Consider the following 11866-nt stretch of genomic DNA (forward strand, 5'->3'; position numbering starts at 1 on the left):
GTGGCGGCAAGCCGTTTGCTGCGTGACGGCCGAGTTGCTGGTCCTGCAGGCGGTGACGCGCGCATGGACGGTAGCGGCGCTGGGCGCGAGCGCGCTGTTCGGTGGCCTCTCCGTGTGGCTGCGGCTGCGGCTGTGGCTGTGGCTGTGGCTGTGGCTGTGGCTGTGGCTGTGGCTGTGGCTGTGGCTGTGGCTGTGGCTGTGGCCGGCACTGGCGCTGGCCAGCAAGGACTGCAGTGCCCCTCAGGCCGGTGCGGACCACTAGGGCTTCCAGTGCTTCCAGGGGCGCCAGGGCCGCCTGCACTGCCAAGTCTGCTGCTATTGGCGGGATCCCGGGATCCCCGAGACTGTCAGGGTCGCTGGGCCTGCTGGGCCTGCCAGAACCGCCGGGGCAGCTGCGACTGCGTCCAGCGCCTGATGCCTGATGCCTGATGCCTGATGCCTGGTGCCTGGTGCCTGGTGCCTGGTGCCTGGTGCCTGCGTCCTGCGTCCTGCGATGCCCTCAACCCGCCAGCGCCCGGATCTGCCGCAGCAGCGAGGGCCCCTTGCCCGTCAGCTGCTGGCTGATCAGGGCCCTGAGCGGAGGCAGATGGGCGGCGCCCTGCAGCACGCCCTGGCGCAGGGCGCGGGCCAGGGGGCGTTCGTCGGTGAAGAGCTTCACCACGGCATTGGTGCCCAGGTAGATGGGCCGGGTGGCGCGGCGGTGCTCGCGCTCGAAACGCTCCAGGGCCACGGCATCACCCAGGTCGCAGCCGGCGCGGTGGCGTCGGGCCATTTGCAGCTCCTGGGCCAGGGTCTGCACGCCGTAGAGGCCGAAGTTGTAGCCATGGGCGGTGACCGGGTGCATGCCGACGGCGGCGTCGCCGATGAGGGCGAAGCGCCGTGCCACGAAGCGCCGCGCATAGGTGGCCACCAGCGGATAGAAATGACGCGGCCCGGCCAGGCGCAGGGTGCCCAGGCGGTGCTGGCTGTGGGCCTGCACCCAGTCCAGGAAGGCGCCGTCATCCAGGTCCAGCAGCCCCTGGGCCTCGTCGGCATTGACGGTCAGCACCAGGGAGGCCAGGTGCTCCTGCAGCGGCAGCCAAGCCATGGTGTGGCCGTGGTGGAAGCATTCCAGCGCGGTGTGCTGGTGCGGCAGCTCGTGATGCATGCGGCACAGGATGACGCTGCGGCCGAAGTCCAGCATGTCGGCGCCGATTCCTGCGAGGCGGCGGCTGGCAGAGAAGCGGCTGTCCGCCGCGATCAGCAGCGCGGCGCCGAGGCGCTCGCCGTCTGCCAGCACCACCTCGGCGGCACGCCCACCCTGGGCCAGCAGATTGAGCTTGTGCACGCGGGCGCCGCAGCGCAGGGTGATGCGGTCCTGGCGCTTTTGCACGCCCTGCCAGGCGATCTGGCGCAGCCAGTGGTTGGGCACCAGATGGCCCAGGCGGTCCGTCCCCTGGCCCTCGGGCGTGAAGCCCAGGAAGCGGGCGTCCTGGCCATTGAAGACCTGGGCGGCCTTGAGCGGCGAGATGGCCTCGGGGGGCAGGTCTTGCCAGGCGCCCAGCTGCTGCAGCACGCCCACGCCACGATGGGTCAGCGCGATCTCCCGGCCATCCTCCTGGGGCTGAGCGATGGTCTCCAGCGGCGCTTGCTCCAGCACCGTGGAGGCGATGCCGATGTCAGCCAGCGCCGCGGCCATGGACAGGCCGGCCGGACCGGCACCGATGATCAGGACGGAATCAGTATGAGGCGAGGTCTGCACGATTCGGATGGGCGCGAGGGCCGGCATTGAAGGCGCGAGCAGGGTAGCCGGCTGGGCCGGTGTGCGGCTTGATCCTGATCAGCGAGGGGTGCAAACAAAAAGCCCCGGCCGCGGATGAATGCGGGCGGGGCTTGATCGAGGGGCCAGGCCTGCGGGCACCACAGCCAGTGCCCATGCCTCCATCGAGGCCAGCTTCAGCGCTGTCGCAGCAAGGTGCGCAGGCTCCAGGCGGCGGCCAGGGCATGGGTCAGGTACAGCAGGCCGCTCCAGACTTCATAGGGAAGCCCCAGCAGCTTGTAGGCCGCGGCCTCGTTGCAGCCGGCCGTGGCCATGAAGACCGAGGGCAGGATCTCGTCCAAGTGCAGGGCCATCACAAGTTGGTCGGCGAAGGTCATGTTGCAACTGGCCGACTGCGCTGCCACCTCGTGCTGCCAGACCGCCGCCGCCAGTCCGGCCAGGGCCAGGCCGGCCACCAGCAGCAGGCTGCACGCGGTCAGCGCCCGGGCGCGGCTCAGGAGCTGGCCCTGCAGCCATCCCAGGCCGGCCGCGAGGCCCAGCAGCAGGAATACGCCGCGTTGCAGCACGCACCAGGGGCAGGGCCGCACGTCAAAGTAGTGCTGGGCCACCAGGGCCAGGGCCAGGGATGCCAGGCTGCTGAGGCTGATCAGGGCCAGCACCCGGCCTGGCCAGGGAGAGGGGCGCTGGAACATCAGGCCAGCACTTCGGCGACGAGATCGATCTCCACGCAGGCGCCCATGGGGTTCTGGGCAACGCCGAAGGCGCTGCGGGCATGCTTGCCGTTGTCACCGAAAACCTCGGCCAGCAACTCGGAGCAGCCGTTGGTGACCAGGTGCTGCTCGGTGAAGTCCGGCGCGCTGTTGACCAGGCTCGTGAGCTTGACGATGCGGACCTTGTGGAGGTCGCCCACAGCCGCGTGCAGGGTACCCATCAGGTCGATGGCGACATTGCGCGCGGCCTGCTTGCCGGCGGCGGTGTCCACGTCCTTGCCCAACTGGCCCACCCACACGGCGCCGTCCTTCTTGGCCAGATGGCCCGAGAGGAACAGCAGATTGCCGGAACGCACGAAGGGCACATAGGCTGCCACGGGCACGGCCAGCGGTGGCAGGGTGATGCCCAGGGCGTTCAGGCGGTCATACACAGAGTTGGGGGTGCTCATGTCGGCTCTCGGAGGGGATTGGTGAAAAACTGGCCGGCATCCTACACCCGCGACACAAACGCTGACCATGCTCATGCCCACCGCCTTCATGCTGGGCTGGCTGCTGGGGCTGGCAAGCCTGCACCAGCTGGCGCAGCTGCCGCCTTCGCCCTGGCCCTGGCTGATGCTGGCTGGGTGTGGCCTGCTGGCGCCGGCCCTGCTGCTGCGGCGCCTGCCTGTCGGCGGCCGGGTAGCCCTGCTGCTGGCGCTGGGCACGCTGGCCGGACTGGGCAGCGGCTGTCTGCGGGCCGAACAGCGCCTGCAGGCCCGCATGGGGCCGGCGCTGGAAGGGCAGGAGCTTGAGGTCCAGGCCGAGGTGATGGGCCTGCCGCAGGCCGTGCAGGGCTTCGCCGGCAATGCAGGCTGGCGCCTGGTGCTCGGCCTGGAGGCGCTCCCGGGTCAGGTCTTGCCCGCGGGGGTGCCTGAGCAGGTCCTGGCCCTGGGCTATCCGGTGGCCGGCCAGCCGCCCTGGCGCGCCTGTGAGCGCTGGCGGCTGCGGCTGCGTTTGCAGCGCTCGCCCGGCCTGGCCAACCCCCATGGCTTTGACCAGGCCTTGTGGATGCTGGAACAGGGCCTGCAGGCCCGGGCCCAGATCCGCCCAGGGCCTCAGCAGCGCCTGGCTGGCGCGACCTGGCATTGCCTGTCGCACTGGCGGGAGGCCTGGCGCGAGCGCCTGCAGGCACGGCTGGGGCATGGGGGGGCCTCGGGTCTGCTGACCGCCCTGAGCGTGGGAGACCAGTCCGCCATCCCCGCGCCGGACTGGCAGGTCTGCCGGGATGCCGGCGTCGCTCACCTCGTCGCCATCAGCGGACTGCACATCACCATGTTCGCCTGGGGCGTGTCCGCCCTGGCGACAGCCCTCTGGCGACGCAGCGAAGTCCTTTGCCTGGCCTGCCCCGCTCCCCGGGCTGGCGCCTGGCTGGGCGTGCTGGCCGCGACGGCCTACGCGGCCTTCGCCGGCTGGGGCGTGCCCGCCCAGCGCACGGTCTGGATGCTGCTGGGCCTGGTCTGGATGCAGCAGGGAGCCTGGCGCTGGCCCTGGCCGCTGCGCCTGCTGACCGCTGCCTGGGTGGTGTGCCTGCTGGACCCCTGGGCACTCTGCCAGGCGGGCTTCTGGCTCAGTTTCGGGGCGGTGGCGCTGCTTATGAGCCAAGGCGATGCGGTGCCGCGCCAAGGCTGGCGTGCACGCCTGGGCGCCCTCCTGCGTGAGCAGGGCATCGTGACCCTGGGGCTGGCGCCGCTGACGCTCATTCTGTTCCAGCAACTGTCCCTGGTGGGCCTGCTGTCCAATCTGCTAGCCATCCCCCTGGTGAGCTTCGTGATCACGCCCCTGGCCCTGGCTGGCGGGGTGCTGCCCCTGCTGTGGGAGGCCGGGGCCTGGCTGGGGAGCCACTGGCTGTCCATGATGGGGACGATGGCCAACTGGCCCATGGCGGTGCTCAGCCTCCCGGTGGCGCCGGCCTGGGCCCAGGCCGCAGCCTTGGTGGGGGCTGCGCTGCTGGTGGCGCCCCTGCCGCGGTCCCTGCGGCTGGCTGGTTTGCCGCTGCTGCCTGGCCTGCTGTGGCCGCTGGTGCCGCACCCGTCGGCGGGGCGCTTTGAGCTGCTGGCGGCCGATGTGGGGCAGGGCGCGGCAGTGCTGGTGCGCACCGAGCGCCATCTGCTGCTCTACGACGCCGGCCCGCGCTGGGGCAGCGGCGCCGATGCTGGCCAGCGGGTGCTGCTGCCCTTGATGCGCGCCCTGGGCTGGCTCCCGCTGGACCAACTGATGCTCAGCCACCCGGACCTCGACCATGTTGGCGGTGCAGCCGCCGTGCTGCGCCAGCTGCGGCCTGCGCTCGTGCGCAGCAGCCTGCCCCCTGGGCATGCCCTGCTCCAGGGGCTGTTGCACACGCCTTGCGAGCGCGGCCAGCGATGGGTCTGGGACGGTGTGCGCTTTGAGGTCCTGCACCCAGGGCCGGCGGCTTTGGTGCCGCCTCGAAGCCTGGCCGCCGCCCGCCCCAACCATCGCTCCTGCGTGCTTCGCATCACCGATGCCCAGGGGCACAGCGCGCTCCTGACCGGCGACGTGGAGGCGCCGGACGAAGTGCAGATGCTGGCGCAGGGTCAGGTTTTGCCCAGCGAGGTGCTGCTGCTGCCGCACCATGGCAGCCGGACCTCCTCGACGCAGGCATTCCTGGATGCCGTGGCCCCGCGTCTGGCCCTGGCGCAGGCGGGTTACCGCAATCGCTTCGGCCATCCGCATCCCGACGTGCTGGCCCGCTACCGCGCCGCCGGCATCCCCGTCTGGCAGACCGCAGGCTGCGGAGCCTGGCGCTGGCGCAGCGGCGAGGTCTGGCCCTCGTGCGAGCGCCAGCGTGATCCGCGCTACTGGCAGGTGCGCGATCTGGTGGCGCAGCCGGCGCCTGGCGAGGAGCCGGATTTGCCAGATCCGTGAGCGCTGGGCGGGCGACGCACCTGATCAGGCCTGCTCCAGCACCACGCGATTGCGTCCGGCCTCCTTGGCCTGGTACAGCGCCCGGTCGGCGCGCTGCAGCAGCGCATCCAGGCTGTCGTCCTGCCCATGCAGGGTGCTTGCCCCCAGGCTGATGGTGAAGCGGACCTCCTGGCCGTTGTCGGAACGGACGTCTGCCATGCCTTCCACCGCCACCCGCAGGCGCTCCGCCAGGGCCGCGGCGCCTGCCAGGTCCGATTGCGGCAGCAGGATCGCGAATTCCTCGCCGCCCAGCCGGCCGCAAAGGTCGTGGCTGCGACAGAGGGACTGGATCGTGTTGGCCAAGGCCTGGATCACCCGATCGCCGGTGGGATGCCCCCAGCTGTCATTGACGAGCTTGAACTTGTCGATGTCCACCATCAGGAGCGACAGCGCATGGCCATGGCGCAGCGCACGGGAGATCTCCGCCTGTCCACTGCGCTGGAATGCCCGTCGGTTGGCAGCGCCGGTCAGCGGGTCCGTGCTGGCCTGCAGCCGCAGCTTCTCGCGCTGGGCCAGGGTGATCAGGTAGATGCGCAGGGCAAGAAAGGACAGGCCGCTGAGCACAAGGAAGCCGGCCATGAACTGCAGGCGCCGGTAATGCCAGCCTCGCAAGGCGGTCTCTACGTCGTAGCCCACCGCTGCGACAAAAGGCAGCCGGCCGACGGGTGACACGCCTGCCACTCGCAGCCGGCCATCTTCGGTGGCGGCCGTCTGGAGGACGCCATGTCCTCGCAGCGCCAGCTCTGCGCGATTTGCTGCGAGCGCGGGGTCGCTGGCACGCGAGGCCGGCAGCGGCGGATTGCGCGCCAGCAACGTGCCCTCGCGATCCAGCAAGGCCATCGCGGCGTTGCTGTCGGTGGGGACCCCCTCCAGCCAGCGCTGCGCGATGTCCAGGTCGATGACGGCCGTGGCGGCTCCCTGGAGTCGGCCGTCGGCATGACCGAGTGTCCGGGTCATCAGCAGCACCGGGCGGCGCGAGTGTGAACGTTCGGCCGGCATGTATTCGAAATGCAAAGCCGCGCCAGGGGCCACCCGGCGGGCCTCGCAGAAGGACTGGATGCTCTTGCGGCCCTCGACGTCTCGATGGGTACCGTCACGAAGACGCAGTCCTCGTCGAGCAGCGCCAGGTCGGCAAGGCCAGGTCGGCAAGGCCATGGACCGTGCCGGCCTTCTCCGCCAGCAGGGCCTTGAGCCGCGCTGTCTGCGCGGGGTCCCTCGGCGGCGCGCGGGCAGGCCGCCAGCGCCGCTCAGTCGGCGCCTGCGCGCCGCAGCTGCCCCAGCTTGCGCCCCAGGCTGATCACGGCCATGGCGTAGTAGGCGGACTGGTTGTAGCGGGTCAGCACGTAGAAGTTGTCGGTGCCGGCCACGTAGACCGGGGCGGCGTCGCCCATCTGCAGCTCGATCAGGGCCAGCTTGCCGGTGTGCTCCTGCCCGGCTTCGGAGAGCCGGGCGCCCAGGGCCTGCATCTGGGCAGGGGTGAAGCTGGGACGCACGTCAGGCGCCAGCAGCTGGGCGCGCTCGGCCGTGCCGGTGGGCGCGGTCACCGTGTAATCGGTGGGCAAGGCGCGCTGCCAGCCGTGCTGGGCCAGGAAGTTGGCCACGGAACCGATGGCATCGGCCGGGCTGTTGATGAGGTCGGCATGGCCGTCACCGTCGAAGTCCACGGCATGACGCATCCAGCTGCCGGGCATGAACTGGCCCAGGCCCATGGCACCGGCGTAGGAGCCCTTGAGGGCCAGCGGATCCAGGCCGTCGCGCTGGCACAGCAGCAGGAACTGGTGCAGTTCCTTGCGGAAGAAGGGACTGCGGTCGCTGCGGCCGGTGGGGAAGTCGAAGCTCAGCGTGGCCAGGGCGTCGAGGATACGGAAGCCGCCCATGATGCGGCCGTAGAAGGTCTCCACGCCGATGATGCCCAACACGATCTCGGCGGGCACGCCGTAGCTCTCTTCCGCCCGGGCCAGCGCCTCGGCGTTGGCCTCCCAGAAGGCCAGGCCGGCCTGCAGGCGCCGGGGTTCGACGAAGCGGTCGCGATAGGCCATCCAGTCCTTGGCCGTGCCGGCGGGCGTGGGCATGATCAGCCGCTGCACGCTGGGCAGGATGCGGGCCTGGGCCAGCACGGCGGCGATCTGCTCGGGCGTCTTGTTCAGCGAGGCCGCGTGCTCGGCGGCGAACTCCAGCACGGCGGCGGTCTGGCCCAGGGCCGGGGCCTTGGCGTCGGCACTGCCGGGGGCGGTGCCGCCCTTAGTGTGGCGGGCGGGTTTGGCCTTGGCTGTCTGCTTGGCGCGCTGGCCCGCGGCGAGCGTCTTTCGGCTGACCGCGGGAGCCGCCGGACTTGCGGAGGCCGTGGCCGAGGGGCGCTCAGCTGCCTGCGCGCGGCAGACGGGTGTTGCCAGCAGCAGGCTGGCGGCCAGGAGGCTCAGGGCGACGAGCGATTGGGGCAGGGCGGGCAGAGTCAGCAAGATGGGCGATGCCGCGGCAGGCGGCGCGTTGACGGCGGAGGGGGACAGAGCATACGGGATAGTCTGCCCTCCGTTCCCCAAGGGCCTGGCGCCGGCAGCCCGGCCGGGGTGCTCTGGCCATGCTCAACAGGCGCCTGCAGAGCATCTTCCGAGAAAGAAGGCCGGTCAGCCCTGACAAGGGGAATGACCGGCCTCTTGCGGCTCGGGTGCGCGGCGGGCGGTGCTCAGAGCACCAGCATTTCAGCCTTGAGGGACTTGACGCAGTCCTCGGCGGCAATGGCCAGCTCCTTCTTGAGCAGTGCAGCGCCGTTGCCGGTCAGCTCGTCGTAGCTCGGCGCACCCGTGTTCGACTCGGGGAAGCGCTCGCAGAAGCCTTCCGCCACCGTCGTCTTGGTGGTGGTATCGATCAAGCGAGCCTTGGCCCAATACAGCACGCGGTAGTGCGTCCAATCCGTGGGGAAGTAGGTGAACTGCCAGCCCGTGGTCTGGACGTCCAGCACGTACTGGGCGCTGCCGTCGGCGGCCTTGGCGAGCGTGGCGGCGTCCTGGGCGGAGACGGTCAGGGGCGCGGCTGCGGTCTTGGTGCCATGCGCGCTGCTGAGGGCGCTGGCAAGGCCCTCGGCGATGGACTGCGCCGGGTCCTGGATCGCATGGCCGCTCACCATGGCATTGCCTTCGGAGACAGCCAGGGCCAGGCCGACGAGAGCGATGGCCGCCTTGCTGGGCGTCATCGCAACGAAGTCAGGGGCCGGGCGCTTGGTCTGGACGAGGGTCTGGCCCTTGAGCCTGGCCACCGCGCCGGGGTCCAGGGCCTGCTTGTTGACAGTGGCGCAGCCGCCGAGCGCCAACAAGGCGACGATGGGCAGCAGGGGCTTGAGCTTCATGATGGGTCCTCCTCTGAAAGCTTGGTCTTGAAATAGGGGCGTGCGATTTTAGTGGCAATGGTGCGTGGGTCCCTGCCGGCGGCAGGCGATGGCCGGACCGTACTGAGGGCGGTGCTAATCAGGGTTCGCTGGACTTCAAGCGCGCAGGCCCTGCCCGTCTGCTGCCAGCGCCTGCCAGGCCCCCGGCCCCTCGCTGCGCAGCACGGCCAGGCATTCATGGAACCAGGCCTGGGCCTGGGCGTGCTGCTCGGCCAGGTCTTCGAGGTCGCGCACGAAGCTCAGGCGTTCCAGGCGCCGGCAGACCTCGGCCGGCAGGTCGCGGGCCAGATAGCGCGGGCCGAAGCCGCGGCGGGCGGGGCAGTGCAGCAGGCGCAGGGCCTCCATCAGCGGGCGCACCGTCATGGCCTGGTAGAAGTGCAGGGCCTCGACGGCGCGGCCGCGCAGGCGCTCCTTGGTGGGGATGTGCTGGAACATCTCGAAGGCGCTCGCCAGGACCGGAATGCGGGCGCGGGCCGCGGCCTGGTCCTGTTCGGGGTCGAGGTGCGCTTCTTGCAGCACGCCGGTCCTGTCATGCCAGAGCCGGCCGTGACCGTGCAGCTCCACCTCGCGGAAGAGCAGGGGATCGCTGCGCCGGATCAGCACCAGGTCCAGCACCAGGAATTCGCTGCAGTCGCGCAGGCGGTAGAAGCGCTGGCGGTAGCCGCTGGTGCCAGCCATCTCGTGCTGCAGGGCAATGGGTGACAGCGCGCCCAGCGCGGCCTCGACCGCGGCGAACACGGGATCGACCGCCTCGTCGGCAACGACCAGCACGGCGTCGATGTCCGAGAGCTCGTCGCGGTAGCTGAAGGCCGCGCTGCCGCCTTCCCACGCGGCATCGACGTCGGGGTGGGCGGCCAGGGCCGCCTGCAGGGTCTGGATCAGCTGGGTGCGGGCGATGGGCTTCATGCGCGGCGATTGTGGCGGTGCGCCGCCGGTGCGCCATCGGTCATGGTCAGCCCGCGCCGGCCATTGCCGCCGCTATGTGCGGGCGTTCACGCGGGCCCGGCCTCCTCAGTAGGCGTCGTTGAAGGCGAAGATCGGCTTGCGCGATTTCCACAGGCCCCGGGTGAAATCGGGGAAGTCCAGGGTCTTGAAGCCCTCGGCAATGGACTGCGCCGACAGCGGCGTGATGGCGCTCCAGGCCACGGCGTCGTAGATGTCGATGGGCATGGGGGCCTGGGCCTTCAGTGCCTCGACGAAGGCCCGGACCACGAAGAAGTCCATGCCGCCATGCCCCGCACCTTCGGCCTGCGACGCATGCTTCTTCCACAGGGGGTGCTCGTAGCGGTCCTGGTAGGCCTGGAAGTCCTCCCACTGGTGCGCCGGGCTGCGGCCTTCGATGTGGATGGCATGGTTGACGTCCATCCACAGCCCGTCCGTGCCCTGCACGCGGAAACCCAGCGAGTAGGGCCGGGGCAGCGAGGTGTCGTGCTGCAGCAGGATGGTCTCGCCGTTCTCGCAGGCCAGGGTGGTGGTGACCACGTCGCCAAGCTGGAAGCGGGTGCTGGCGCTGGGGTGATCGGCCGGGGCCTTCATCTTGCGGTTCACGTAGTCCTGCAGTCCGCGGGCCTTGCTGGCGAAGCTGTTGATGCGGGTGAAGCGGTTGCCGCGATGGATGTTGGCGTACATGGCGCAGGGGCCGATGCCGTGACTGGGGTAGAGCTCGCCGTTGCGCTGCACCGAGTGCTGGGTGCGCCAGCGCGCCTCGGACCAGCCCTTGGCGCCGAACTCCACGCCGCCGCCGTAGGGTTTGGCCGGGTCGCCACTGTTGAACTTCACGGCGCGCAGGTCGTGCTGGTAGCCGCCCTGCAGGTGCACCAGTTCGCCGAAGAGGCCGGCTCGCACCATCTGCAGCACGGCCATCACGTCACGGCGGTAGCAGACGTTTTCCAGCAGCATATAGGGCGTGCCGGTGCGCAGCTGGGTCTCGAGCACGTCCCAGTGGTCCTGCAGGCTGATGCCGGCCACGACCTCGCAGCCCACCGGCACGCCGGCCTCCATGGCGGCGATGGCCATGGGCGCGTGCCACTCCCAGGGCGTGGCGATGATGACGCCGTCCAGCGCCTTCATGGCCAGCAGGCGCTGATAGGCCTGGGTGTCACCGTCCTGGCCGAAGACCTGGGGCTGAGGGCGGCCGGCCTTCTGGCACTGGTCCAGGGCCTTGCGCAGCATCAGGGGCTCGATGTCGCACAGCGCTGCCAGCTCCACGTCCTCGCGGCGCAGCAGTTCCTTGAGCAAGACCTGACCCCGCAATCCCGTGCCAATCATGGCCAGGCGCAGCCGCTCCCGGCCTGCCTGGGCGTGGCGGGGCAGGCCTGCGGCAAGACCCAGGGCTGCGGTGGACTGGAGGAACTGGCGTCTTTGCATGATGTGAGGCGCGGCGGCGGAGAGAGGGCGGACGGCAGGCATGATGACAGCGGCCGGCCCGCGAGGGCACCGAGTCGATCCCGGAGACCGGGCATGAAAAAGACTCCCGAAGGGAGCCCTGGCGCGGGCCTGAGGCCTGCTTACTTGCTGGCTTCGGCCGGCGGGGCCGGCTGGCCTGTCTGCTCGGTCGAGCGGTCGAAGACCAGGCTCTTGCCGAACTGCAGCTGCACCCAGGTCGGGTAGGTGTACGCCGTGCCCTTGTTGTGGTCGATCAGGGCGCCGATGCCGCCACCCAGGATGATGTTGCCGTACATGCCCGAATTCGCACGCGAGACGGCGCGCGCCGTGGCGTCAGGATTGCTGGGGTGCTTGCAGAGAATGTCCAGGTCCTTGCCGGAGCGGCGGATCTGGGTGGTGTCACCCGACTTGACGCTGAGGCTGCCGTAGTCGTTGGTCAGCTTGCAGTCGGCGCCGGTGATCAGCTCGCCGGCTTCGCTCTTGGTCTCCACCTTCATCGGGTGCGTGCTGTCGTTCATCACAGAGGCGCAGCCGCTCAGGACAAGAGCGCCTATCACGGCGCTAATTGTTGCGAATTTCAAGGATTCCTCCCGGATCGTTGTTGAAATGGGGCGGCAGTGTAACAGGCGGTCATGGCGATGCCGTCCAGGATTTGCCCTGCCCCTCCCC

The 11866-nt window shown here is 70.2% G+C and carries 11 protein-coding genes; 2 read left to right on the top strand and 9 right to left on the bottom strand.

What is annotated here, in order from left to right; genetic code table 11:
• The first annotated feature begins 22 nt into the window (after positions 1-22).
• The gene (locus ACS5PK_RS01560) at positions 23-262 is read left to right on the top strand and encodes a hypothetical protein (RefSeq protein ID WP_439438514.1); all 240 of its coding nucleotides are present in this window, start codon (positions 23-25) and stop codon (positions 260-262) included.
• A 237-nt stretch (positions 263-499) separates the two neighbouring features.
• Here ACS5PK_RS01560 and ubiM read toward each other — a convergent pair whose 3' ends face one another.
• From ubiM to ACS5PK_RS01575, 3 genes are all read right to left on the bottom strand, one after another.
• A complete protein-coding gene (gene ubiM, locus ACS5PK_RS01565) occupies positions 500-1741 on the bottom strand; it encodes a 5-demethoxyubiquinol-8 5-hydroxylase UbiM (RefSeq protein ID WP_439438515.1) in 1242 nt (413 codons plus the stop codon).
• Positions 1742-1935: 194 nt separating this feature from the next.
• Positions 1936-2451, bottom strand: a complete 516-nt coding sequence (locus ACS5PK_RS01570; RefSeq protein WP_439438516.1) for a disulfide bond formation protein B — start codon at positions 2449-2451, stop codon at positions 1936-1938.
• A complete protein-coding gene (locus tag ACS5PK_RS01575; protein WP_439438517.1) occupies positions 2451-2918 on the bottom strand; it encodes a RidA family protein in 468 nt (155 codons plus the stop codon). The genes ACS5PK_RS01570 and ACS5PK_RS01575 overlap by 1 nt, the downstream gene beginning before the upstream one ends.
• A gap of 67 nt (positions 2919-2985) precedes the next feature.
• Here ACS5PK_RS01575 and ACS5PK_RS01580 point away from each other — a divergent pair, with 67 nt between their 5' ends.
• Positions 2986-5391 (top strand): DNA internalization-related competence protein ComEC/Rec2, encoded by a 2406-nt coding sequence (locus tag ACS5PK_RS01580; protein WP_439438518.1) that lies wholly within the window; start codon positions 2986-2988, stop codon positions 5389-5391.
• Between the two features lie 24 nt (positions 5392-5415).
• On the opposite strand, the gene ACS5PK_RS01585 is transcribed toward ACS5PK_RS01580, so the two are convergent.
• The 6 genes from ACS5PK_RS01585 to ACS5PK_RS01610 all read right to left on the bottom strand — a co-directional run bounded on the left by ACS5PK_RS01585 (position 5416) and on the right by ACS5PK_RS01610 (position 11715).
• On the bottom strand, positions 5416-6585 hold the full coding sequence (locus tag ACS5PK_RS01585; protein ID WP_439438519.1) for a diguanylate cyclase: 1170 nt from the start codon (positions 6583-6585) through the stop codon (positions 5416-5418).
• A 92-nt stretch (positions 6586-6677) separates the two neighbouring features.
• Positions 6678-7880, bottom strand: a complete 1203-nt coding sequence (gene mltB / locus ACS5PK_RS01590; protein WP_439438694.1) for a lytic murein transglycosylase B — start codon at positions 7878-7880, stop codon at positions 6678-6680.
• A 233-nt stretch (positions 7881-8113) separates the two neighbouring features.
• The gene (locus ACS5PK_RS01595; protein ID WP_439438520.1) at positions 8114-8773 is read right to left on the bottom strand and encodes a hypothetical protein; all 660 of its coding nucleotides are present in this window, start codon (positions 8771-8773) and stop codon (positions 8114-8116) included.
• A 135-nt stretch (positions 8774-8908) separates the two neighbouring features.
• Positions 8909-9718, bottom strand: coding sequence for a hypothetical protein (locus ACS5PK_RS01600; protein ID WP_439438521.1), 810 nt, complete (start codon positions 9716-9718; stop codon positions 8909-8911).
• Between the two features lie 105 nt (positions 9719-9823).
• Positions 9824-11179, bottom strand: coding sequence for a Gfo/Idh/MocA family protein (locus ACS5PK_RS01605; RefSeq protein WP_439438522.1), 1356 nt, complete (start codon positions 11177-11179; stop codon positions 9824-9826).
• A gap of 140 nt (positions 11180-11319) precedes the next feature.
• A complete protein-coding gene (locus ACS5PK_RS01610) occupies positions 11320-11715 on the bottom strand; it encodes a hypothetical protein (RefSeq protein WP_439438523.1) in 396 nt (131 codons plus the stop codon).
• Positions 11716-11866 lie beyond the last annotated feature (151 nt).

Source organism: Roseateles sp. DB2, assembly GCF_051857535.1.
Classification (GTDB): Bacteria; Pseudomonadota; Gammaproteobacteria; order Burkholderiales; family Burkholderiaceae_C; genus Roseateles_B.